Origin of the sequence: Pseudomonas sp. LAIL14HWK12:I7 (genome assembly GCF_000483465.1) — a bacterium.
Taxonomy (GTDB): domain Bacteria; phylum Pseudomonadota; class Gammaproteobacteria; order Pseudomonadales; family Pseudomonadaceae; genus Aquipseudomonas; species Aquipseudomonas kermanshahensis.
This window is the reverse complement of the sequence record NZ_KI519606.1, coordinates 279,299-301,903: the sequence shown is the minus strand read 5'-3', so window position 1 is coordinate 301,903 and position 22,605 is coordinate 279,299. Positions and strand designations below refer to the sequence as shown.

The window sequence follows — 22,605 nt, the reverse complement described above, 5'->3', positions numbered from 1 at the left end:
TGGCTCAGGCGTTGTCGGCCAGGAAGCGGTCGTAGCCGTCCTGGTCCATCAAGGTGTCGAGGTCGGCGAGGTTGGCCACCTGGATACGGAAGAACCAGCCATCCTGCATCGGCGAGGCATTGACCAGTTCCGGGTCGTCGGCCAGGGCCTGGTTGACCGCCACCACCGTACCGTTCAGGGGCATGCTGATGTTGCTGGCGGCCTTCACCGACTCCAGCACTGCGACTTCATTGCCCTCGCCATACTCGCCCGGCTCCGGCAACTGCACGAACACCACGTCCCCCAGCGCCTCCTGGGCATAGGTGGTGATGCCGACGGTCAGTTCGCCAGTCGCTTCCAGACGCAGCCATTCGTGTTCGGGGGTAAAACGCAGCATGCTCATGGATCTTCCTCTCTTGTTATCAGGTAGGTCCCGGTACAGGACTGACAACTACAAGAGCAAGGGCGATGCCAACTTGATTAAATCCTTTTATTTCAATGACTTGAGATACAAATCGGCGCCAATCCAGTCGGCCCAGGCGGAACGAATAAGCTCCAGTGCATCGCCCCGGCAGGCCTGCGTGCCGGGGCGTGCCAATGAACGCGGGGACCTCGCCGAACTGGAGTGCAATCACTCCAGTGGAACGCATTGCCACCAGGGTGCTACGCCCGGGTGGCAATGCCGTATTTGCGCAAGCGCTGGCCGATGGCCGTGTGCGACGTCTGCAAGCGTGCGGCCAGTTGCCGGGTCGAGGGATAGGTTGCATAGAGCTTTTCCAGCAGGGATTTTTCGAACCCCTGCACGGCCGCTTCCAGGCTGATGATTTCGTGTACGTCGGCCTGCTGGCTGCTCAAGGCGGTGCCGGCCAACTCCAGGTCGTCGCAGTCGATCACCTCCCCTTCGCTGATGGCCGCGGCGCGGAAAATCACGTTCTGCAACTGGCGCACGTTACCCGCCCAGCGGTTGCCCAGCAGCAGCGGATGGGTCGCCAGCGCCAACCGGCAGGGCGAGCGCTGTATCTGCGCGCAGGCCTGGCGCAGGAAGTACTCGGCCAGCAGCAGGATGTCCTTGCCTCGCTCGCGCAAGGGCGGCACCTTGAGGTTGAGCACGTTGAGGCGGTAGTACAGGTCTTCGCGAAAGCTGCCTTCGACCACCATGCTTTCGAGGTTGCGGTGAGTGGCACAGACCACCCGCACATTCACCCGCACCTCACCACCACCGCCGACGCGGCGGAAGCTGCCGTCATTGAGAAAGCGCAACAGCTTGGCCTGCAGGTAGGGCGACATCTCCCCCACTTCATCGAGAAACACCGTGCCGCCATCGCCCAGCTCCAGCAGGCCGGGCTTGCCGCCGCGCTGGGCGCCGGTGAATGCGCCAGCGGCGTAGCCGAACAGCTCGCTCTCGGCCAGGCTCTCGGGCAAGGCGGCGCAGTTGAGGGCCAGGAACGACGCATCGCGCCGGGCACTGAGGGCGTGGCAGGCGCGGGCGACCAACTCCTTGCCGGTGCCCGTCTCCCCCTGGATCAGCAGCGGCGCCTCAAGGCCTGCTACCTTGTGCAGGCGCACCTTGAGTTCCTTCAGCGCCGTGGAATCGCCCAGCAGCCCCTCCAGCCCTTCGGTGTGGTCGTGTAGCAACGACGCCAGGCGCTCGCCGATGCGGCTTGGCGGGTACAGGGTAAGCAGGCCGCCCACCAGGGCATCGGCACCGCCGCTGATGGGCGTGGCTTCCAGCAACAACGCCTGGCCCTGGAAGCCGACCTCGCACATGGGCAGGCGAAAGCCCTTGTCGATCAGGGTTTGGGCCAAGTCGGCCTCGGCAAACAGCCGCGACAACGGCTCGCCGGCCGGCTCGCGGCCAATGAGGTTGACCAGGGTGGGGTTGGCCAGCAGCACATGGCCGCCGGGGTCAACCGCCAGCACCGGGTCACTCATCGACGCCAACAGGGCCTCCAGTTGCAGGCGCCGGCGGTGACCAGGCAGGAAGTCGACCAACTCGACCGCCTGCACCCCCACCACGCGCAACAGCGCACCGTAGAGCTCGTCCAGCACGGCCTGTGACAGCGCCGGAGCGTCGATGTAGACGTTGGGCGGGATCATTTCCACCGCGTCCAGGTTGAGGTTGCGCGCCCCTAGCAATGCCAGGATTTCCTGGGTGATGCCGACGCGGTCGATGAAGGTGACGTGGATTCTCATCGTGATTCCCTGGTTGGCGAAACGACAACAGGGAGACAGCGCACCCGGCGCTGTCCCCCTGGTTAGAACGTGAAGGGGCGGTTACTCCGCTTCGAGCGACAACGCGGCGTGCTCCTGTTTTTTCTGGCGAATGGACCGGTAGGACAGGCCCAGCACGGCAAACCATACTGGCACGGCGAACAACGCCATGCGGGTGTCCGCCTCCAGGGCCAGCAGGCCGAGGATGAAAACGAAGAACACCAGGCAGACCCAGCACATGATCGTGCCGCCCGGCATCTTGTATTTCGACGCACGGTGCAGGTGGTCACGCTGTTTGCGGTACGCCAGGTAAGACAGCAGGATGATCGACCAGACGAACATGAACAGCAGGGCCGACACCGTGGTAATCAGCGTGAACGCGTCGAGCATGTTCGGCACCAGGTAGATCACCAGGGCGCCAGCGGTCAGGCAAATACAGGAGAAGATCAGGCCGTTGGAGGGCACTGCACGGCGTGACAACGCGCTGAACCGGCCCGGTGCATCACCCTCCACCGCCAGGCCATAGAGCATGCGGCTGGTCGAGAACACGCCACTGTTGGCCGAAGACGCCGCAGACGTCAGTACCACGAAGTTGATGATCCCCGCTGCAGCAGGCAGCCCGGCCAGCACGAACAGTTCGACGAAGGGGCTCTTGTTGGCCACCACTTCTCGCCACGGGGTCACGGCCATGATGGCAATCAGCGCCAACACGTAGAAGACGATGATGCGCAGCGGGATGGAGTTGATGGCCCGTGGCAGGTTGCGTTCCGGGTTCTTGGTTTCGGCCGCGGTGGTGCCGACCAGTTCGATGCCGACGAAGGCGAACACCGCAATCTGGAAGCCGGCGAAGAAGCCCATGGCGCCGTGGGGGAACATCCCGTCGTCGTTCCACAGGTTGGCCAGCGAGGCGACGTTACCGGTCGGCGACTGATAGGCTGCCGCCACCATGTACACCCCGGTGCAGACCAAGGCGCAGATGGCCACGATCTTGATCATGGCGAACCAGAATTCCAGTTCACCGAACATCTTCACCGTCATCAGGTTGAGCGACAGCAACACACCGACGCAGGCCAGTGCCGGTAACCACAAGGGAATATCCGGGAACCAGAACTGCGAATAGGCGGCGATGGCAATAACGTCGGCTATACCGGTGACGATCCAGCAGAACCAGTAGGTCCACCCGGTAAAGAACCCCGCCCACGGGCCTAAAAGGTCCGCCGAAAAGTCGATGAATGACTTGTACTGCAAGTTGGACAACAACAGTTCGCCCATCGCCCGCATGACGAAAAACAGCATGAAGCCGATGATCATGTAGACGAAGATGATCGAAGGCCCAGCCAGGCTGATGGTCTTGCCAGAGCCCATGAACAGGCCCGTGCCAATGGCGCCGCCGATGGCGATCAACTGGATATGGCGGTTGGACAGGTTACGTTTGAGTTCGTGGGTGTCACCCTCAGGCGGACAGTGACCCTGCGGCAGGTTATTCATTGTTATTTACCTTGCTAGTTTAATTGTTTTTATAACGTCACAAGTTCAACTTTCTAACCGGACATGCGTTGCAACAGCCGGCCGAACGCAAGGGAAAGAGCAAGGACTATGCCAAAGGCTAGAGCCCTTTAACTACGGGGGTCTGTGTGGGTATTAACGTTTATTGCTGTAATGAAGCCACTCCAGGCGGTGGCGGTAAAGGCGCGGTGTACGACACCGAAGCGTCGTATACCGTGCCCTGCCCTGTGCTGTATCGATATCACTACAATGGAGCGCTATCGGTCCAGGTTTATCTGCTTCATCCGCCCCATGGCCAGCGCTGTACCTGTGGGAGCGGGTTTACCCGCGAAAAATCCGACGCGGTGTATGGCACCGGCTTCGCCGGTGTTCGCGGGTAAACCCGCTCCCACAGGGACCGCGTAGGCTCACCCACGCTTGATCACGCACGCACCTCGCGCCGCGGCGCGCGGCTGCGCTGTTGTTCTTCCCACCCGTCCACCAAACCGACCGGCACATCGACCGGCACCAGCGGCTCACGCCCGCGCACCAGGTCGGCGGCACGTTCGGCCAGCATGATGGTCGGCGCGTTGAGGTTGCCATTAGGCTCGCTCGGGAACACCGACGAGTCGATCACCCGCAGCCCCTGCAGGCCATGCACACGCAGCGTCGAATCCACCACTGCCATGTCGTCCTCACCCATGCGGCAAGAACCGCACGGGTGCATGGTGCTTTCCATGTTGGCACGCACGAAGGCATCGATCTGCTCATCGGTCTGCACCTGCGGCCCAGGTGCCAGCTCCTCGCCGCGGAAGCGGTCCATGGCCGGCTGAGCGATGATCTCCCGGGTCAGGCGCACGCAGCGGCGGAAGCCCTCGCGGTCCTCCTCGCTTTGCAAGTAGTTGAAGCGGATTTCCGGGTGCTGGTAAGGGTCGGCCGACAGGGCCCGCACATGGCCGCGGCTCTTGGGCTTGTTCGGCCCGGTCAGCACCATGAAACCGTGGCCCTTGAACGGTTTGTCACCGTCGTAGCGCATGGCCGCCGGCAGGAAATGGAACTGGATGTCCGGCCAACGCAGCCCCTTGGACGAGCGGATAAAACCACCCGCCTCGAAGTGGTTGCTGGCGCCCAGGCCATCCTTGAACAGCAGCCAACGCAGGCCGATCATCGCCTTGCCCAGCAGGCTCATCTTGCCGTTGAGGGTAACGGGCTCCTTGCACGCGTACTGAATGTAGATTTCCGAGTGGTCCTGCAGGTTTTCGCCCACACCCGGCAGGTCGTGCAGCACCTTGATGCCAGCCTTTTTCAGCACCGCCTCTGGGCCGATACCCGAGCGCTGCAACAGGTGCGGCGAGCCGATCGGGCCGGACGATACCAACACCTCGCGGTTGCAATGCACCGTGTGGGTCTGCCCGCCCTCGTCATACTCCACGCCCACTGCGCGCTTGCCGTCGAGCAGGATGCGCCGGGTCATGGCGTGGGTCACCACGGTCAGGTTCGGCCGGTTCATCGCCGGGCGCAGGTAGGCATTGGCGGTGGACCAGCGCACCCCGTCCTTCACAGTCATGTGCATGGCGCCGAAGCCTTCCTGCATGTAGCCATTGCAGTCGGCGGTCTTGATGTAGCCGGCCTCGGCGCCGGCCTCTACCCAGGCACCGTACAGCGGGTTCTGCATGTTGTTGCCGTTGTTGGTGGCCAGCGGCCCTGCACCGCCGCGGTAGTCATCACCACCAAACTTGAAATGCTCGGCGCGCTTGAAGTACGGCAGGCAGTTGCGGTAGCTCCAGTGCTTCGCGCCCAGGCTTTCCCATTCATCGAAGTCGCAGGCATGGCCACGGATGTATACCAGCCCGTTGATCGAGGACGATCCCCCCAGCACTTTGCCCCTCGGGCAGTGCAATCGGCGACCGTCCAGGTGGGCTTCGGCGGCGGTCTCGTAGCGCCAGTTGTACTTCTTGGTATTCATCGGCAACGAGAACGCACTGGGCATCTGGATGAGCACGCTGCGGTCACTGCCGCCGAACTCCAGCACCAGTACCGAGGTGCCGGCATCTTCGGTCAGGCGGTTGGCCAGGACGCAGCCGGCAGAGCCTGCGCCGATGATGATGTAGTCGTATCGTTTTTTCATTGTTCTAGTCCTGTACGCGAAGGCCTGCGGCCTCGATGTTGCGTTCATTGCCCTTGGGGTAGCCGCCCCAGCCCAGGCGTGTGGCCAGCAGGCGGGTCAGGCCGTAATGCACCAGCCCGGCCAGCAGGCAGGACGGCAGCGAGGCGGTGGCGAAGGTGAAGAAATCGGTATGGGCCAAGGTCTGCGGGTTGAACACCACCACGTAGATGGCAAACCCTGCCACCAGCGCCAGCAGCGCGATGGGGTTGAAGCCTTTGCAGAAGCGCAACGGCGAGCCACATTGCTCGGCATACAAATGGCGCAGGTTCAGGCGTTGCTTGCGCAGGAAGAAGTAATCGGCGATGCCGATGCCGGCCAGCGCACTGTTCAGCGCCGACGTCCACACCAAGAAGATGAAGAAGCCGTCGTAGATACCTGGGAGGCACACCACGATGACCACCGGGATGATGCAGAACAGCCCGATCAGCATCCCCCAGCCCAGGCTGCGCAACCGCTCCCCGGCCAATTGACGCAGGCCGATGACGGCTGTGTAAAGGATGTTGACCATGCCCGTCAGGTTGGCCAGGGCCAGGAAGCTCAGGGCGATCACGCCGAAGGTCATGCCGCCGGCCAGCCGCATCCAGGCGGTGGGGTCGCTGCTGCCCAGGGTAGTGGCGGCGAACAGGCTGACCGACTCACCCAGCGACGCGGCGCCGAAGATGCCCACCAGGTTGGGCCAAAACGCCGTACGCTGGTTGCTGCACAGGCGCGACAGGTTGCCGATGTAGGGCCACCAGGAGAACCCCGCAGCGATGTTGATTTCAACCGCGATCATGAAGTTGACGTGCGGGTTTTCGAACGGAGGTTGCAAGGGCGGCATGGCCAGCAGTTCGCCGAAACTGTAGCGGCGGGAGATGAAGTACATCAGCGCCAGCATGATCAGGATCAGACTGGGTGCGATCACCGCGCTGAGGCGGCGGATCATGTCTGGCCCGCGCATGGCCACCAGCGCCGCCAGCACGATGGCCAGCAAGGCCCCAGCGGTCACCAGCCAGTCGTTGCTGTCGGGCTGGCTGTGCTGCACGAGGGTTTCCAGGTTGTCCAGCGCACGCCCGCACATCAGCCCCAGCACCGCCAGCCAACCCATGGTCAGGATCACCACCGAAAGGGTATAGACCAGCCGGCTGCCATTGAGGCCAAACATGCTGCGCAGGAAAGTGAACTGCTCGACGCCGTACTTGCCGCACGGCAGGCAGGTGGACGAGGCCGCGAGCACCACGCCGATGATGTTGCCGATGATGATCGCGGCAATGCCCTGCAAGGGCCCGACGAACAACGCGGTGGCACCGCCGATCAAAAACACCCAGGTGGCCACCGCCAACGCCGAGTTGGCGTAGGCATAACCCCAGAAGCCCCAGACCCGCTCGCCCGGCAGCAAAGGCGTATCGCCGCGTTCGGCGGCCAGGCGAAATTCCTGCTCTCTGGAGCGGCTCATGGCTGGCCCCCCAGGCAATACGCGCCCACCACCATGACCAGGGTCAGCACGGCCAGGGCAACAACATCCGCCGCGCTCAGCGCGCCGGGCCAGTGCGCCCTGCCCTCCAGTTCTTCATAGGCGCGCAGGCGCCGTTCCAGGTCTTGTGCACGCTCGGTATCCACTTGGCTGTTCATTGGCATCACCTCGACGGGTTCTTGTTCTTGAAATTCGATGCGTTCATGTGGCCCGCGTCGCTCGCCAAACCAGGCGACGCGGGCCAGCCCTGTACCTCAGGGCAAGGTGATCCAGACCGCCTTGGTCTCCAGCAAAAACTCCAGTTGTTCAGCGCCCATGTCCTTGCCATAGCCCGATTGTTTGTAGCCGCCAAACGGCATGGAGGGGTCCAGCGTGCTGTGGGCGTTGACGTAGACGGTGCCAGCGCGCAGGCGCGGGATCAGCCCGTGGACCTTGCCCAGGTCGTTGGAATAGATGGCCGCGGCCAAGCCGTATTCCGAATCGTTGGCCAGCGCCAGGGCCTGCTCCTGGGTATCGAAGGGCAAGGTCACCAGCACCGGGCCAAAGATCTCCTCGCGGACGATGCGCATGTCGTTGTTGCAGTGGGCGAAGATGGTTGGCTGCACGTAGAAGCCCGGGCCTTCGACCGGCTCGCCACCGTAGTGCACCTGCGCCCCTTCGGCCTTGCCCAGGGCGATGTATTCCAGTACCCGCTGCTGTTGCTGGCGCGACACCATGGGGCTGATGAAGCAGTCAGGGTCCAGGCCCGGGGCAATCTTCAGCGTGGCCGTATAGCGGGCCAGCGCTTCGAGGAAGGCTGGGTAGACGCTGCGCTCGACATAGGCACGGGTACCGGCATCACACACCTGCCCCGAGTTGAAGAACACACCGTTGGCGACCGCCTCGGCCGCCGCGTCAAGGTCGGCATCGGCGAACACGATCACCGGCGACTTGCCGCCCAGTTCCAGGGTCAGGCGTTTCATCTGGTCCATCGCCGCCTTGCCCACCGAGCAGCCCACCGGGGTAGAGCCGGTGAAGCTCAGCTTGTCGATGCCTGGGTGGCTGGACATCGCCGTGCCCACCACGCTGCCGCGACCGGTGACGATGTTCAGCACACCGTCAGGGATGCCCGCCGCCTGCACCAGCTCGGCAAAGCGCAGGACCGACAGCGACGTCAGCTCCGCCGGTTTTACCACCACGGTGCAGCCGGTCGCCAACGCCGCGCCGAGCTTCCAGGCCATGGTTTGCAGCGGGAAGTTCCAGGGCACGATGGCCCCCACCACGCCGACCGCTTCCTTGCGGGTGTAGGCCAGGTAGTTGCCCGGCAGCGAAGGCTCGACCGTGCGCCCATGAATCTTGCTGGCCCAGCCGGCGAAATAGCGCAGCGTATCGACGGTACCTTGGATATCCACGGCGCGGGCCTGGGCGACCGACTTGCCCATGTCGATCGACTCGATCTGCGCCAGCTCGTCGGCATTGTCCTCTATGAGGTCGGCCAAGCGATGAATCAGGCGCTCACGTTCCAGGGGCTTGAGCTGACTCCAGGGGCCGCCATCGAATTGCGCACGGGCGGCACGCACCGCGCGGTCGAGGTCGTCCTGCGTGCCCATCGGGATGCGCGTCAGCACACCCTCGGTGGACGGTTCGATGACCTCGGCGCTGGCACCGTCACTGGCCTCGAGCCAGGCACCGCCAATGAACATGCGCTGGGGCTTGCAGAGAAAACGCTGGGTGGCCTCGGAAACGCCGAAGGCCTGCAGGTAGGCTTTTACCTTGTTGTCCACGGTACAGTCTCCGGATCAGCGGGCGTTGGCACGCGCGTGGAAGATGAAGCCGATGCTGTTCATCAGCAATTGCGCGGCCAGAATCGAGGTCACGCCTGCCGGGTCGTAGGCCGGGGCCACTTCCACCAGGTCCATGCCGACAATCCGCCCCTGGCTGCGTCGGGCCAACGCCTGGATGATCTCCAGCACTTCGTAGTAGAAGAATCCGCCATGGCTCGGGGTGCCGGTGCCTGGGGCGATGGACGGGTCGAAGCCATCGATGTCGATGGTGATGTAGTAGTCGCGGCCTTCGGGGATCTTTGCCAGCACACCTTCGCAGCCCAGGCGACGCACGTCGCGTACCGAGAGGATCTGCGAGCCGGCTTCGCGTGCGGCATCGTAGTCGTCGCGGTTGGAGGACGACACGTTGCGGATGCCCATTTGGGTCATGCCGACGATGTGGTCCAGCTCCGAGGCGCGGCGCAAGGGGCTGCCATGGCCGTAGCGCACGCCATGGCGCTCGTCGACGAAGTCGAGGTGGGCATCGAAGTGCACGATGTGGATCGGCCCACGCCCTTCGAAGGCCTTGATGACTGGCGCATGGATCGAGTGGTCGCCGCCCAGTACGATCGGCATGGCACCCGCCGCGAGGATCTGGCGCACGGCCGACTCGATGTTGGCATTGCTGGTGGCCATGTCGGTGTGCACGATATCGGCGTCGCCGACATCGACCATGCGCAGCTGGTCATCGGTCAGGTAGGTGGCGTCATCTTCGAAGTCGTAGGCACCGGCGTGGCCGAACGAGAACAGGGTCGATGCCTCGCGGATGCCGCGCGGTCCGAACCGTGCGCCCGAGCGCCATTGGGTCCCCATGTCGTTGGGCGCGCCGAGGATCGCCACATCGGCGTCGATGGCATTCCAGTCGGTGCAGATGGGTGACTTGGCGAAGGTGCAATGCCCTACGAAGGGCAGGTTCAGGCGGCCGGATTCATAACCGTGCTTTGCCATGTTCGGGTTTCTCCACTTATTGTTCTGGTCAGGAGACGGGGCGACTGCTCGACCGCCGTTGCAGCCACTATGGCGGCAGGCCAACGCGGGAAAAATGCGCAAGTGCAGATGCATACATCGGCCAACCCGAAGTAATCGCCCGCTGCCAGCGGCCAGGCGAAATGCCGGGTGTGCACCAGCAGTCATTTGCAGGTGCCGGGCATTGCAGTGATCACAGGGGCGTGGTTAGCTTGAAAAAAAACAATGGCCGGACGCTCATATCAGCCAGCGCGATGTGACGCACCGCCAGGAGGCCCCAGTGATCCAGCTCCACGACGTCGATCTGAAGCTCCTCAGGGTATTCACCACCATCGTCAGGTGCGGTGGCTTTTCTGCGGCGCAGGCCGCCCTCAACGCCGGCCAATCGACCATCAGCGAACAGATGACGCACCTGGAAACCCGCCTTGGGGTCAAGCTGTGCCAGCGCGGGCGCAGTGGCTTTCGCCTGACCGAACAGGGCGTGGCCATCCACGAAGCCACCTTGCGCCTGCTCAGCGCGGTGGAAAGCTTTTGCATGGATGCCGACGTGCTCAAGCAGCACATCAGCGGCAAGCTCAACCTGGGCATCATCGACTCCACCCTGACCGACACCGCCTCGCCTCTGCCGCGCACCACCCAGCGCTTTGTTTCACGCGGGCACGATGCCCACCTGCACATCTACATCGGCGCCCCGGCGGAGCTGGAAGAGCGTGTGCTGGACAGCCGGCTGCACCTGGCCATCGGCCATTTTCCGCTGCGCGTGCCGGGGCTTTCGTACCTGCCGCTGTACGACGAAGCCCTGGGGCTGTACTGCGGCCGCCGCCATCCGTTGTACGCCAGCAAGGCGGCGAACGGCCGGTTGCTTGAAGAGGTTCGCCAGTGCCATATCGTGGTGCGCGGCTATATGCAGCAATACGACCTGGAGCAACTGGGCATCACCAAGGCCGCCGCGACCGTGGAGAACATTGAGGCGGCCGCGATCCTGATCATTTCCGGTGCCTATATCGGGTTTCTGCCGGTGCACTTCGCCGAGCAGTGGGTGAAAACCGGCGAAATGCGCCGGCTGGGCGCCAATACCCTGGACCTCACCTCGCCCTTCGACGTGATCACCCGGCGCGGGGTGTCACCACCGCCGATCCTGCGGGCGTTCCTCGAAGACCTGAACGCCTGCATGCACCAGGCCGGGGGCGTTTGAGCCCGCAGGCTCAGGCAATAACCCGGGCAACCTGCTGCGCGCGAACAAGCCCAGTCGTCGCCAGGCCCTGAAGCCTTGCCACCAGCACGGCGCGGGCGGTTGGCGAGGTGGCAGGGTCGATAATCCGATACTGGCGATCGCACCAGCCGCTGATCTCCTGTAGCCAGCCGGCCTGCAGGACGGGCTCGGCGTCCAGGCGCTGCAACAGGTAGGCCACTTGCTGCCAGCCAGACAACAGGTGGAGCACCGCCAAGCGACGCGGCGCCGGGCATTCATGCCAATGGCGGTCCAACCAGGCGCTTGCCTCGACATTGACGGTCGCCCAGGGCAGCTTGCCCAATTGCACGATGGTGGCGGCGAACACCTTGTCCGAAGGGTCGCCCAGCAGGCCGAACAGCTCACCCGCAGTGGCCTCCCCTGCCTGGTGCACCGCAGCAAAACGCACAAAGGGATAGCGCGATTGCAAAGCGGCCCTCCACCACGCGAGGGGGAGTTCCACCTGCAGTTCTGCGCCAAGGCCAAGCACGCCCAGCCAATCGCGTTTTGTGGTGGGCATTTCACCGGCCAGGCGCGCCGCCAGCACCGCCGCAGCGTCAACCCCGTAGCGCGGCGCCTGCCAACGCGCAAGGCTGCGGATAGCGGGCGAGGCATCCAGCAAGACCTGGCGCAGTAACGGCTGCGGGTCATCCAGCAAGGGCAGCAATGCCCGCAGCACACAGACCCGCACCTTGGCAGCCGCGTGTGGCAAGGCGTGCACTAACAGCGGCACGGCTTGCGCAGCGGGGAGCGCCTGGCACGCAGCAACCGCTGCCAAGCGAACGGTCAATTCGCGGTGGGCCAAGGCATCACGCAGCAGGGTTGCAGGCTCGGTGTCGGCTTCCAGCAAGCGCGCAAACAGAAAACGCGCTGTCTTGCCTTGCCGGGTCAGAAAATCAAGGTGGACCTCACGCCGAGCCTGAGCCCCCTGCAACACTGCACACACCTGTTCCAGGGTGGCAGCATGATCGACCCGCCGGCGCGCAGCCAGCGCCACCACTGATTCCAGGGCGCTCAACAATGACGTCACATGGGCGCTTGTGAGGTAAGGCTGAATGCCCGCCTTGGCCAGTTCGCGAACCTGCGGCACCCAGTCATTCAACCGCTCGATCAGCGCCTGCAAGGCTTGCGGCGTTTGCTCGGCGCACAGCGCCCGTACCGCGACTTCTCGCACGAAGCCGTTGTCGTGATGGCTGAGGGTGATCCACGTATCGCCATCGTGGGCAGACGCGATCAGTTCGAGGGCTTCATTACGCCGCTGATCGGCCCAGGACCCTGCTGGTACCTGCCTTGCCTTCAGCCGACCCAACCAGTTGCTGATGGAGCTTACATTCATTCCCTTGTATTCCATGTACGTGCAGTGTGGGCTTCAGACGCTATTCGAAGGCTCAGGTTTCACGGCAGCTGAATTCGGAGCCTGGTTCAATCTGCATCTGCAGCCAGCTGCCCCTCGATCCAGTCGATGAATGCCCGCACGTGTGGTCGTTTCAACTGCTCTTTGCGGGCGACCAGGTAGTAGGCAAAACGTGAAGGCCAGGGCCGGTCCACGGCCACCACCAGGCTGCCGTTACGCAGCCCCTCTTCGGCGTGTTGCGCCTGTACCAGGGCGATACCTTGACCACTCGCGGCCGCGCTTAGCAACAGCAGCTCCTCGTCAAAACTCGGCCCGCGCCGGCTGCGGCTGTCGGGCTCGAAGCCATGGGCCTGCAACCACAGCGTCCAGTCGGCACGGTCGGCATCCTGCAGCAGCGGGTACCGCAAGCAATCCTCAGGCGCATGCAGTGGCGGGCCGCTGGCGAGCAGTGCCGGGCTGCACACCGGCAACAGCACCGGCGCCAACAAGGGTATCGACTGCAGCCCCGGGTAGTCGCCCAGGCCATGGCGCAGGGCGATGTCGACACGGTCGCGGTGCAGGTCGACCAACGCCGCCGTGGCCTCGACACGGACCTCGATGCCGGGGTGCAGCGTGCTGAAACTGGCCAGGCGCGGCACCAGCCAGCTAGAAGCGAAGGACGGTTGCGTGCTGATGGTCAGGGTGCTGGCGCGGGCCAAGGCTTCAATGTCGAGCAGTGCGCGCTCGATGTCGCCGAAGCCACGTGATACGCCTGGGTACAGGCTCGCCCCAGCCTCGGTGAGTTGCACGCCATGACGGCTGCGGGTCAACAGAGTGACGCCTAGGCGGTCCTCCAGCAGGCGAAGCTGCTGGCTGATGGCCCCAGGCGAAACCCCCATGCGCTCGGCGGCGGCTTTCAAGCTACCCAGGCGAGTGGTTTCGCTGAAGGCGCGCAAGGCAAGCAGTGGCAGGACGGCGCCCATTACATTCCTCACTTTAGAAAAACTAACGTTCAAGGTAGAAGCAATCGTTTTTGTATCTTGCTTCATCTGCATAGCATAGCGCTCAGGCCAAACAACTTGCGTTAGTTTTTCTGAGGTTATTCGACATGCCTGAACCTTCACTCGTCGCAGATATCGCGACCTTCGCCTGCCAGCCCCGGCCACCGGCCCATGAACGCCCACAACCCAGGAACAGCCATGAACGCTAAAGCTGCCACCTGCGGCGCCAACGCCAACGCTTTCGCCCACCACCCCGGCTACCGGCGCATGTTTGCCCCGGATCACCTGACCCTGGGCATCTTCATGCCGCAGCGCTTCTATGACGGCGACCTGCAGGCCCTGGCCGGGCAGGCGCGGCTGGTCGGTGAAATCGACCGCCTGGGCTTTGCCGCAGCCTGGGTGCGCGATGTGCCGTTGTTTGACCCGGCCTTCGGTGATGCCGGTCAGGTATTCGACCCGTTCACCTATCTGGCTTACCTGGCCGCGCACACCCGGCAGATCGCCCTGGTGACCGGCAGCGCGATCTTTGCCTTGCGCCACCCGATCGACCTGGCCAAGGCCGCCACCACCGTTGATACCTTGTCGGGCGGGCGCTTGGTGCTTGGCATTGCCTCAGGCGACCGCCCCGTGGAGTTTCCGGCGTATGGCCTGGACCACGGCAGCCGCGGCGAGCGCTTTGCGCACAGCGTGGACTACTTCCGCCAACTGTTGGCCGAGCACCCAGGGCCTATTCAGTCGCCGTTGGGCCAGCTCAGTAACGCCCGACTGTTGCCCAGGCCTGTGTCAGGGCGCATCCCCCTGGTGGTGACCGGCTCGTCGCGCCAGACCCTGCAGTGGCTGGGCGAGCACGCCGATGGCTGGCTGACCTACCCCGACGCCACCCATAACATCCTGGGCCCACGCCGCCTGGCCGAAAAAATCCGCGCTTGGCGCGAAGCGATCCCGGGCGGCGGGTTCCGCCCGCACATGACCAACGAATGGATCGACCTGGACGACGACCCCAACTTCCCGCGTACGCCGCAGCAAGGCGGCTATGTACTGCGCACCGGGCGCAACGGGCTGATCGACTTGCTTGGCGAGTGGCGCGAGGCTGGGGTCAATCATGCGGCCTTGGGCGTGCAGATGGCGCGGCGCCCGGCCCGGGAAATCATTCAGGAACTGGCCGAAGAGGTATTGCCGCTGTTTCCGGCGCTGGCCGGGCCTGCGCCGCAGTCGCAAGACTGGTAAAGCGTGCCAGGCAACGCAAATGTGCAGCGGACGGTGTGGGGCTTGCCCGCGAAGCAGGCGCCGCGGTGGATGGCACGGGCTTCGCCCGTGTTCGCGGGCAAGCCCGCTCCCACCCGAACTGTGTAGCCTCCAAGGCTAGGGCCGCACCTGGACTGCCCCCAGCCCTTTGGGCCGCGTTGTCGAGCAGAGAACAAAGTTCGTAAGCGAGTTGCTGACCCTGTGGGAGCGGGTTTACCCGCGAACACGGGCGAAGCCCGTGCCATCCAAGGTGGTGCCTGCTTCGCGGGTAAACCCATTCCTACAGAAATCACGCTGCGCCTTGAGCCTGCGCTGTACTTTCAGTCTTTGGTAGCGGTTGCTCTCGCCATGGCGTGCCCGTCCGGATCATCGCGTTGTTGCACGATGAAGACCCGCATACCACTACAAGACAGTTGCTCTCACACGGGCACTGCTAGAACAGTGAAACGTGAGGTTTCCTACAGAAGCGGGCTTGCCTGTGGCATTGCCGCGAGCCACTGCATCATCAACTGTGCCAGCACTTGAGGCTGTTCAAGCGGGATCATATGACCGGAGCCTTGAATGATCTCGAGGCGTGCTCCCGGGATCTGACTGCACAAGGCTTCAGCCTCTTCAACTTGCCTCAGCGCGTCCTGCGCTGCCGCAATCACAAGTGTCGGGCACTGGATCTGATGAGGCCCCACGTCCGCTCTGGTCAGCAGCGACTGTGTGGCAAATACCGCATGCCCCATGCGTGCCCCCATCTCACGAATCCTGCCAGTCAGGGCGTTATCCGCAGCACGCTGCGGATGCACCGACTGCCTGATCGCAGCCAGGCTCAAACCGCGAAACTGCCCGTGAGCCGACGCATCGACCGCCGCTTGCTTGGCTTTCTGCCGCTCGGGCGAATCTTCACGCAGGGAGGTAGCGATCAGTATCAGGGCAGCCACACGATCTGGGCACTGCTGCACGATTGATCTCGCCACATAGCCCCCAAGGGAAAAACCAACGAGGACGAAACGAGGCGGCGCACTTGCCACGACATGGCGGGCGATCTGCGCAAGGGTTTGACCCTGGAGCAGGTTGGCCCGGTGGACCTCACACGTAGCGGGCAGGCTCTCGACCACTTCATCCCAGAGCGTTTCGTCCAGCATAAAGCCTGGGATCAACACCAGGGAGAGCGCGTTTTCAGGGGGCATGTTCTTCACCAGGCAAATCCAGACAGCATACGGGCCAACCCTGATCAGTTACACAGCGGGTCGCGCAACGCATCGGCAATGTGTGTGTATAACGCATCGGCGGCGCGTGAACCTGCGGAGTCTCGACTGCGGGTCAGTACCACCTCCGCCACCGGCAGGTCCGGCAGGCCGTGCCGCAGGTCGAGCACCTTGAGGTGCGCCGGCAAGCTGCAGCGGGTGACCACCGCCACCGCCAGGCCACTGTCCATCGCCGTCAATTGGCCGCTGACGTTAGGGCTGTTGTAGACCACGCGATACTCCCGCCCCAACCCGGTAATGGCGGCGAGTATCGATGTGCGCAAGCGATCGCTGAGCCCGTGCACCGCGATCGGCAGCGGGCTGCGCTTCCACGCCTCATGCTGCTCGGCGCCGCCCCATACCAGCGCTTCCCTGAACAGCAGTTCGCCGCGCGATGGCGCGTCACGGGTCAACAGCGCCAGGTCGATCTGGCCACGGTCAACCTTTGCCCACAGTGTGGCTGAGTCCTCGCAGGCCAGGGTGACCTCGACCTCGCCAAAGCGGGTCATGAAACTGCGCAAGGCCGGCATCAGGTAGGTCACGGCATAGTCATCCGGCACACCCAGGGTGACGCGCCCGGACACCGCACCGCCGTGCATCGCGTCTACCATCGTCGAGTGGGCCTCGAGCAACTTGCGCGCGTGGCCGAGCAGGTCGTAGCCGGCGGGGGTCAACGACAGCTGCCGAGGCTCGCGCTTGAACATCGGCCGGCCGAGGCTGTCCTCGAGCTTTTTCAGCTGCATGCTCACTGCCGACTGGGAGCGAGCGACCTGACGCGCGGCTGCCGTCATCGACCCGCTGTCCACCACGGCCAGAAACGTGCGCAACCAGTCGATCTGTAAATCCTTGGACTGCATGGTGGTGCGCTGCCATTCGATAATCGAATGCCTTGTATAACAGATATTCGCTTTTATGGAGTATCCCTGTGCCAGCACACTTGTCGCTACAACGACAGCATCAGCACAGCATTGAGTACGTCCCATGCCCCACCTGCACACCCGAAGCGAAATCTTGCGAGGCGCCAAAGATGCGCTCCCCGTCATGTTCGCGGTCGCGCCCTATGCCATGGTCCTTGGCGCACAAGCCTCTCAGGTCGGCCTGTCTTTGGCTGAAGTGGGCGCGATGACGGGCCTGAACTTCGCCGGGGGTTCGGAGTTTGCCGCTATCAAATTGTGGGCGGCGGTCCCGCCAATGCTGACGATCGTGCTCATCACCCTGCTGATCAACAGCCGGCACATCGTCATGGGCGCCGCCTTGGCGCCGTTTCTGCAGCACCTGCCTAAACGCAAGGTGATTCCTGCGTTGTTCTTCATGGCCGACGAAGGGTGGGCGATCAGCTACGCCGACACCCTGCGCCGTTCGCAGGGCCAGCAACTGCCCGCGTTCAGTTGGCCGTACTACTGGGGCGCCTGCCTGCCCTTCTACCCCGTCTGGGTCGGTTTTGCCTTGATCGGCGCGGCAATCGGCCCGGTGCTCGGCAACATTGAAGCTTATGGCTTTGCCATGGCCTTTCCGGCGGTATTCATCGTGCTGCTCAGGGGCATGTGGAAAGGGCCGCGGCTGGCGTGCGTGTGGCTGGTCAGCCTACTGGTGGCGATTCTGGTGTACCTGACGGTGCCGGGGGCCTGGTTCGTGTTTGCTGGCGTGATCGCGGGCATGCTGTTTACCTACCTGCGGGAGGTCATGCAATGATCAGCGCGGCGGCTTTGCTGACAATACTGGGCATGGCCTCTGCCACCTATGCAACACGGCTGGCAGGTTACCTGTTGCTGCGCAAGCGCAAGCTCGGGCCGCGTGCCCGCGCCGTCATGGAGGCAGCACCGGGCTGCGTGCTGATTTCGGTGATCGCCCCACACTTTGTCTCGCCTCATCCTGAAGAGTTGATTGCGCTGGGCATCACGCTGGTTGCCGCATGGCGCTTGCCGATGCTGTTCACCGTCGCGATTGGCGTGGCGTCGTTGGCGGTACTGCGATTGTATTGGTCGTGAGAACCTGGATTTTGCCCTTCTGCGCGACAAGGACGCTGCATGCTCGTCAACTCGGTCCGCCTAAGCCTCTCTCGCTCCAGCTTCGAGTGACTGATCTGCTTAAGGTAATGCTTGCATCACCTCGGCAACCATCTTCTGCGTACTGTTCGTACCGTCAACCCGCAACACTGCAGACTTCTGCTCTGCCAACCACGCCTCGTGCCACGCTCGGTTGCGCCCCGAGAAGTTAGGGTCGTCATACTGCGAGGCCCATTCGCGGAAGGCCGTGTGGATCCCGTGCATGTCGCCACCCGGTGCAATCCGATCGCCAAAGCGCTCTTTTTCACGCGCGGCCAGCCGTTCAAGGCGAATGGGCGTTGGGGTGACGACGAACACGGTCAGGTCGACGTGCGCAAGCAGCGCATCGCCCCACACCATGCAGGAACCGGTCAGTACCCAATCTTGGTCACCGAGCTTTTGCTGGATCACTTTCACGCGGTCAGGAACAGGCCGCTTGGTCGTGAAAGGTGGGTCGGTGGGCATCCAGTAAGCATCATCGACATCGACATGCCGCGCGCCAAGCACGGTCGCGAGGTTTTGACCCAAGGTGGTCACACCGGCACAGGAAGCACCCGTAATGTAGATTCGCAATTGTTCCTCCATGAATGCACGCCGAAAACGGGCAGCACTATACACCCGACCTGCGCAAGGCGCTGAAGCCGACGGCTGGCATCGGGTCAGCGTCAGGAAGAAATGGCAGGCTCAACGCTCCATGACATAAGTACCCGGCGCAGGGCAAAGCGGCCGGTACTTGCGCGAGCCCAGCTTCTTTGGCGCCGCCAGGCTTTCGCCGGAACGCTGCCCAATCCATTCGCGCCAATGCGGCCACCAACTGCCTTGCTGGCGCTCCCCGGCGTGCTGCAGCCAGGTTTCCGGCGCCTCGGCGGCGGCGGGCGCCGCGTAGTAGAACGACTTGGGGTTGCCGGGTGGGTTTACCAGGCTTTGCAAGTGGCCGGAATTGGACAGCACGTAGGTCGTGTCCTCGCCGAACAGCCGGGCGGTGCCGTAGCAGCCTTGCCAGGGGGTGATGTGGTCGGTAGTGCCGCCCACCACATAGGCGCCCACCGTTACCTGGGTCATGTCGATCAACTCGCCGGCAATTTCCAGGGTGCCGGGGTTGCTGTAGGGGTTTTGCTGGATGAGGTCTAGGTAGTCCGCGTGCAGCTGAGCGGGGAGCCGCGTGGTGTCGTCGTTCCAGGCGAGAATGTCAAATGCCGGCGGTGGGTTGCCCAGCAGGTAGTTGTTGACCCAGTAGTTCCAGATCAGGTCGTTCGGGCGCATCCAGGCGAACATGCGGCCCATGTCCTGGCCACTGAGCACACCCTTGCGCCGGGAGCTGGCCTTGGCCGCGCGCAGGGCGGACGGCGTGGTGAACAGCCCCAAGGTGGTGTCGTTAAGCGCCGACGCCGTGTCGAGCACGCACACGGCCCAGCTGGTATTGGCCACTTTGTGGCCCTCGCCACGGGCCGCCAGCCAGCCCAGGTAGGCTGCCAGGGTGATGCCGCCCGAGCAGGAGCCCCACATGTTTACATCCGGGCTACGGGTAATTCGACGCGCCACGTCCACCGCCTGATCGAGGCACAGCGCGTAATCGGACAAGCCCCAGTCACAGTGCTCGCGGGTGGGGTTGCGCCAACTGATGACGAACAGGCTCACGCCGCTGTCCTGTATCCACTTGACCAGGCTTTTTTCCGGCGACAGGTCGATGGCGTAGTACTTGTTGATTTGTGGCGGCGACATGACCAAGGGCCGGGCAAAGACCTTTTCGGTGGTGGGCGCGAACTGCAGCAGCTCGAACATTTCGCAGCGAAACACCACCTCGCCCTTGGCCGTGGCGAGGTTTTCACCCACCGTGAATGGCGTACTGTCGACCTGCCTCGGGAGGCCGCGGTTATTCAGCATGTCCTGGCCGAAGTGGCGGATGCCCCTGGCCATGCTCATGCCGCCTGTGTCCACCCATTTGCGCAGCGCCGCGGGATTGGTCAGCGGGGAGTTGCTCGGTGCCAAGGCATCGGCCAGCAGCGCTGCGACGAAGCGGGCGCGGCTTTTTTCCAGCGGGGCCAGGTCGGTGGCCTCGATGAAGCGGGTCAGCTCTGCCTGGCCAGCCAGGTAACTCTGCAACAGTGCGCGCAGGAAGGCGTTGGATTGCCAGGCCGGGTCGGCGAAGCGCTTGTCCTTCGGGTCTGGCGCGATGCTGGTGTTGCCTGCGACGATGCCGCGCAGCGCCTTAAGGTAGCCCCCCACATGGGCACCCGCCTTGAGCGGCGAGGTGCCTACGGCCTTGAGCAGGTAGCCGGCTGAACTGGCCAGGTCGGCCGGGCGCATGCTGACCAGGGGGTTGCCTGCCAGGGGCTGGCTGGGGGTGACGGTCTCGTTCGTTTGCGTGGATCTGCTCATGGCGGCTCTTGATTCCGGGCACGGTTGTGTTGTGCTCCGACTCTAAGGCAGCCGTGGCTGCGGCCACTTCTCATCGCACGACAGCGGTTTTTCACTTCATGACGGGGGAGCGATCTGACAGAAAGCACCGGCAAACTCGGTGCCATCCACGCTATGGTCAAGACAACTCCCCGAAAGAGCAATCACGGCTAGGCACCTCGATGCCTGGACACAGGATGCTAGCGCTCACCGCACCTTCCAGAGGCTCCGTTCGTTGACTGACTCACAGCACAGCCCTACCTACGCAAAACGGTTCGAAGCCGTGCTTGCCTACATCGACAACCATCTCGAAGATGACCTGTCGGTGAATGCACTGAGTCGCATCGCCAACTTCTCGGCGTTTCACTTTCATCGGCAGTTCACGGCGTTCATGGGCGTTCCGGTTTCACGGTATGTGCAACTGATGCGGCTTCGACGCGCGGCGCACCAATTGGTCGCCTCGCCCGCAACGTCCGTGCTGGAGGCCGCATTCGGCGCTGGTTTCGAAAGCCCCGAAGCCTTTTCCAGAGCCTTCAAGCGCGCCTTCGGCATGGCGCCGAGCGTGTTCGCCAAGGCCCCGAACTGGCAGGCCTGGAGTGCGGTATTCGTTGTTCCCCATCGTTCCAGGAGTATCACCATGCAGATCCTTATCGTGGATTTCACCGAAACCCGCGTAGCCGCGCTCGAACACCGAGGTGCGCCCGCCCTAGTCGGCGAAAGCGTCGCGCGTTTTCGCCAATGGCGCATGCACAGCGGCCAATCGCCAGTGGCCAGCAGCCGCACCTTCGGCATCCCCTTCGACAACCCCGACACCACACCGTTGCACGCCTTCCGCTTCGCCGTTTGCGGCGAGATAGACGAGGCTGTGCAGCCCAACGATTTCGGCGTGCACGAACGGCTTATCCCGGCGGGGCGCTGTGCGGTGATTCGGCATACCGGTTCGCCTGACTACATTGGCGAAACCATCTACCCGCTTTATCGTGACTGGTTGCCGTCGAGCAACGAAGAGCTGCGCGACCATCCGCTGTTCTTCCATTACCTGAGCGCGTACCCGGAAACGCCCTTGGAGCAATGGCAAACGGATATCTACGTCCCGCTGAAGTAGGCCGTGCCCTGCCCGCCCGGTGCCGGGCCACCGAGCCCCCACCCATGAGCCTCTTCGATAAAGTGCAGCACTGCACGCGAACGCTCGTCAATCCGTGAAATCAGCGAAAGTTCACTGACCATTTCCGCTTGCGCCAGGGGCACGATGCGGATGCCCGGCATGGTCAGCCGGGTCATGGTTTCGGGCACGATGCTCAGGCCGATGCCGGCGGCCACCAGCCCGGGAATACTCATCAGCGACGGCACATACATGATGTTCTGCGGGTGCAACTGGTGCTGCCGGCACGCCTGGAGGGTGTGGGAGGTCAGGCCGATGCCGGTGCTGTCCTGGAGAAACACGAACTTTTCGTGGCGCAGGGTCGACAGATCCCCGCTGAAGCGGTCGGCCAATTCATGGTTGTCCGGGATGAGCAGGACGAGCCTGGACTGGCTGAATGGGTGGGTGCGCAGACGGTCCGGCAGGTGGTCCTTGAACACCCGGGCAAAGGCCAGGTCGAGTTTGTGGTCGAGCAACATGTCGAACTGCGCGCGAATACCGGCGTCGACCAGCGACACCTTGACCTCGGGGAACGTGCTGAAGTAATGCCGGAGCAATTGCGGCAAATTGGCTTCGAACAATGCCGAGTGGTAACCGATGTTGATTTCGCCCACCTCCCCCCGCTTGGCACGCCGGGCCGCGGCCATTGCCCGTTCGCTGGCCTCGATGGACTGCCGCGCGTGAGGCAGGAACGCCTCGCCGGCAGCGGTCAACGCCACGCCGCGGTTCTCCCGCCGGAACAGTGTCAGCCCCAGCTCAGACTCAAGCGTTCGCATCAATTGGCTCAGTGCCGGTTGTGCAATGCCCAGTTGCTCTGCCGCCCGGCTGAAATGCTGCAGGTCAGCGGCGACCACAAACGCTCTCAGGTGACGCAGTTCCATAATCGCTACCCATAAGGCTGGCTTATCTATTTA

General features: G+C 63.5%; 20 protein-coding genes. 5 read left to right on the top strand and 15 right to left on the bottom strand.

All coding sequences use genetic code 11. The features are described from left to right. Nucleotides 1-4: 4 nt before the first annotated feature. The 8 genes from gcvH to speB all read right to left on the bottom strand — a co-directional run bounded on the left by gcvH (nucleotide 5) and on the right by speB (nucleotide 10,045). The gene (gene gcvH, locus D886_RS0124130; protein WP_027596340.1) at nucleotides 5-382 is read right to left on the bottom strand and encodes a glycine cleavage system protein GcvH; all 378 of its coding nucleotides are present in this window, start codon (nucleotides 380-382) and stop codon (nucleotides 5-7) included. 260 nt (nucleotides 383-642) lie between these two features. Then, nucleotides 643-2,172, bottom strand: a complete 1,530-nt coding sequence (locus tag D886_RS0124125) for a sigma-54-dependent transcriptional regulator (RefSeq protein ID WP_027596339.1) — start codon at nucleotides 2,170-2,172, stop codon at nucleotides 643-645. Nucleotides 2,173-2,253: 81 nt separating this feature from the next. Next, the gene (gene cycA / locus D886_RS0124120) at nucleotides 2,254-3,678 is read right to left on the bottom strand and encodes a D-serine/D-alanine/glycine transporter (protein ID WP_027596338.1); all 1,425 of its coding nucleotides are present in this window, start codon (nucleotides 3,676-3,678) and stop codon (nucleotides 2,254-2,256) included. A 439-nt stretch (nucleotides 3,679-4,117) separates the two neighbouring features. Continuing rightward, nucleotides 4,118-5,803 (bottom strand): choline dehydrogenase, encoded by a 1,686-nt coding sequence (gene betA, locus D886_RS0124115; RefSeq protein ID WP_027596337.1) that lies wholly within the window; start codon nucleotides 5,801-5,803, stop codon nucleotides 4,118-4,120. Between the two features lie 4 nt (nucleotides 5,804-5,807). Beyond that, nucleotides 5,808-7,277: a cytosine permease gene (locus D886_RS0124110; RefSeq protein ID WP_027596336.1), complete on the bottom strand. Its 1,470-nt coding sequence runs from the start codon at nucleotides 7,275-7,277 to the stop codon at nucleotides 5,808-5,810. After that, nucleotides 7,274-7,453 (bottom strand): hypothetical protein, encoded by a 180-nt coding sequence (locus D886_RS0124105; RefSeq protein WP_027596335.1) that lies wholly within the window; start codon nucleotides 7,451-7,453, stop codon nucleotides 7,274-7,276. Before D886_RS0124105 ends, D886_RS0124110 begins: the two co-directional genes overlap by 4 nt. A 96-nt stretch (nucleotides 7,454-7,549) precedes the next feature. Then, nucleotides 7,550-9,058 (bottom strand): aldehyde dehydrogenase, encoded by a 1,509-nt coding sequence (locus D886_RS0124100; protein ID WP_027596334.1) that lies wholly within the window; start codon nucleotides 9,056-9,058, stop codon nucleotides 7,550-7,552. Between the two features lie 15 nt (nucleotides 9,059-9,073). Next, on the bottom strand, nucleotides 9,074-10,045 hold the full coding sequence (gene speB, locus D886_RS0124095) for an agmatinase (RefSeq protein ID WP_027596333.1): 972 nt from the start codon (nucleotides 10,043-10,045) through the stop codon (nucleotides 9,074-9,076). Between the two features lie 298 nt (nucleotides 10,046-10,343). Here speB and D886_RS0124090 point away from each other — a divergent pair, with 298 nt between their 5' ends. Further along, nucleotides 10,344-11,258 (top strand): LysR family transcriptional regulator, encoded by a 915-nt coding sequence (locus tag D886_RS0124090; RefSeq protein WP_027596332.1) that lies wholly within the window; start codon nucleotides 10,344-10,346, stop codon nucleotides 11,256-11,258. A gap of 10 nt (nucleotides 11,259-11,268) precedes the next feature. Here the strand turns inward: D886_RS0124090 and D886_RS0124085 are convergent, their stop codons facing one another. Together D886_RS0124085 and D886_RS0124080 are read right to left on the bottom strand one after the other, a co-directional pair. Then, nucleotides 11,269-12,630, bottom strand: coding sequence for a HEAT repeat domain-containing protein (locus D886_RS0124085; protein WP_033694337.1), 1,362 nt, complete (start codon nucleotides 12,628-12,630; stop codon nucleotides 11,269-11,271). An 86-nt stretch (nucleotides 12,631-12,716) separates the two neighbouring features. Then, on the bottom strand, nucleotides 12,717-13,610 hold the full coding sequence (locus D886_RS0124080; RefSeq protein WP_027596330.1) for a LysR substrate-binding domain-containing protein: 894 nt from the start codon (nucleotides 13,608-13,610) through the stop codon (nucleotides 12,717-12,719). Nucleotides 13,611-13,826: 216 nt separating this feature from the next. Here D886_RS0124080 and D886_RS0124075 point away from each other — a divergent pair, with 216 nt between their 5' ends. Further along, on the top strand, nucleotides 13,827-14,855 hold the full coding sequence (locus tag D886_RS0124075) for an LLM class oxidoreductase (protein WP_027596329.1): 1,029 nt from the start codon (nucleotides 13,827-13,829) through the stop codon (nucleotides 14,853-14,855). Between the two features lie 476 nt (nucleotides 14,856-15,331). Here D886_RS0124075 and D886_RS0124070 read toward each other — a convergent pair whose 3' ends face one another. Together D886_RS0124070 and D886_RS27270 are read right to left on the bottom strand one after the other, a co-directional pair. Further along, nucleotides 15,332-16,051, bottom strand: a complete 720-nt coding sequence (locus tag D886_RS0124070; protein ID WP_027596328.1) for an alpha/beta fold hydrolase — start codon at nucleotides 16,049-16,051, stop codon at nucleotides 15,332-15,334. 44 nt (nucleotides 16,052-16,095) lie between these two features. After that, nucleotides 16,096-16,965: a LysR family transcriptional regulator gene (locus D886_RS27270; RefSeq protein ID WP_033694336.1), complete on the bottom strand. Its 870-nt coding sequence runs from the start codon at nucleotides 16,963-16,965 to the stop codon at nucleotides 16,096-16,098. Nucleotides 16,966-17,089: 124 nt separating this feature from the next. Here D886_RS27270 and D886_RS0124060 point away from each other — a divergent pair, with 124 nt between their 5' ends. Next, complete coding sequence (locus D886_RS0124060) at nucleotides 17,090-17,800, top strand: AzlC family ABC transporter permease (RefSeq protein ID WP_027596327.1); 711 nt, start codon at nucleotides 17,090-17,092, stop codon at nucleotides 17,798-17,800. Next, complete coding sequence (locus tag D886_RS0124055) at nucleotides 17,797-18,096, top strand: AzlD family protein (RefSeq protein ID WP_027596326.1); 300 nt, start codon at nucleotides 17,797-17,799, stop codon at nucleotides 18,094-18,096. The genes D886_RS0124060 and D886_RS0124055 overlap by 4 nt, the downstream gene beginning before the upstream one ends. 99 nt (nucleotides 18,097-18,195) lie before the next feature. On the opposite strand, the gene D886_RS0124050 is transcribed toward D886_RS0124055, so the two are convergent. Both D886_RS0124050 and D886_RS0124045 read right to left on the bottom strand, forming a co-directional pair. Further along, on the bottom strand, nucleotides 18,196-18,726 hold the full coding sequence (locus tag D886_RS0124050; RefSeq protein WP_027596325.1) for an adenylate kinase: 531 nt from the start codon (nucleotides 18,724-18,726) through the stop codon (nucleotides 18,196-18,198). Between the two features lie 111 nt (nucleotides 18,727-18,837). Then, entirely contained in the window at nucleotides 18,838-20,532 is a 1,695-nt protein-coding gene (locus D886_RS0124045; RefSeq protein WP_027596324.1) for an alpha/beta fold hydrolase, read from the bottom strand. A 253-nt stretch (nucleotides 20,533-20,785) separates the two neighbouring features. Here D886_RS0124045 and D886_RS0124040 point away from each other — a divergent pair, with 253 nt between their 5' ends. Further along, nucleotides 20,786-21,655, top strand: a complete 870-nt coding sequence (locus D886_RS0124040) for a GyrI-like domain-containing protein (RefSeq protein ID WP_027596323.1) — start codon at nucleotides 20,786-20,788, stop codon at nucleotides 21,653-21,655. Here D886_RS0124040 and D886_RS27265 read toward each other — a convergent pair. Then, on the bottom strand, nucleotides 21,637-22,572 hold the full coding sequence (locus tag D886_RS27265; protein ID WP_050580786.1) for a LysR family transcriptional regulator: 936 nt from the start codon (nucleotides 22,570-22,572) through the stop codon (nucleotides 21,637-21,639). The genes D886_RS0124040 and D886_RS27265 overlap by 19 nt on opposite strands. Nucleotides 22,573-22,605: the final 33 nt, after the last annotated feature.

What these genes read in the sequence shown, in the direction of transcription:
- D886_RS0124105 (WP_027596335.1), bottom strand. Translation starts at nt 7,453, where the DNA reads ATGAACAGCCAAGTGGATACCGAGCGTGCACAAGACCTGGAACGGCGC.
- D886_RS0124080 (WP_027596330.1), bottom strand. Translation starts at nt 13,610, where the DNA reads ATGGGCGCCGTCCTGCCACTGCTTGCCTTGCGCGCCTTCAGCGAAACC.
- betA (WP_027596337.1), bottom strand. Translation starts at nt 5,803, where the DNA reads ATGAAAAAACGATACGACTACATCATCATCGGCGCAGGCTCTGCCGGC.
- D886_RS27265 (WP_050580786.1), bottom strand. Translation starts at nt 22,572, where the DNA reads ATGGAACTGCGTCACCTGAGAGCGTTTGTGGTCGCCGCTGACCTGCAG.
- speB (WP_027596333.1), bottom strand. Translation starts at nt 10,045, where the DNA reads ATGGCAAAGCACGGTTATGAATCCGGCCGCCTGAACCTGCCCTTCGTA.
- D886_RS0124110 (WP_027596336.1), bottom strand. Translation starts at nt 7,277, where the DNA reads ATGAGCCGCTCCAGAGAGCAGGAATTTCGCCTGGCCGCCGAACGCGGC.
- D886_RS27270 (WP_033694336.1), bottom strand. Translation starts at nt 16,965, where the DNA reads ATGCAGTCCAAGGATTTACAGATCGACTGGTTGCGCACGTTTCTGGCC.
- D886_RS0124060 (WP_027596327.1), top strand. Translation starts at nt 17,090, where the DNA reads ATGCCCCACCTGCACACCCGAAGCGAAATCTTGCGAGGCGCCAAAGAT.
- D886_RS0124075 (WP_027596329.1), top strand. Translation starts at nt 13,827, where the DNA reads ATGAACGCTAAAGCTGCCACCTGCGGCGCCAACGCCAACGCTTTCGCC.
- D886_RS0124070 (WP_027596328.1), bottom strand. Translation starts at nt 16,051, where the DNA reads ATGCCCCCTGAAAACGCGCTCTCCCTGGTGTTGATCCCAGGCTTTATG.
- cycA (WP_027596338.1), bottom strand. Translation starts at nt 3,678, where the DNA reads ATGAATAACCTGCCGCAGGGTCACTGTCCGCCTGAGGGTGACACCCAC.
- D886_RS0124055 (WP_027596326.1), top strand. Translation starts at nt 17,797, where the DNA reads ATGATCAGCGCGGCGGCTTTGCTGACAATACTGGGCATGGCCTCTGCC.
- gcvH (WP_027596340.1), bottom strand. Translation starts at nt 382, where the DNA reads ATGAGCATGCTGCGTTTTACCCCCGAACACGAATGGCTGCGTCTGGAA.
- D886_RS0124085 (WP_033694337.1), bottom strand. Translation starts at nt 12,630, where the DNA reads ATGAATGTAAGCTCCATCAGCAACTGGTTGGGTCGGCTGAAGGCAAGG.
- D886_RS0124125 (WP_027596339.1), bottom strand. Translation starts at nt 2,172, where the DNA reads ATGAGAATCCACGTCACCTTCATCGACCGCGTCGGCATCACCCAGGAA.
- D886_RS0124045 (WP_027596324.1), bottom strand. Translation starts at nt 20,532, where the DNA reads ATGAGCAGATCCACGCAAACGAACGAGACCGTCACCCCCAGCCAGCCC.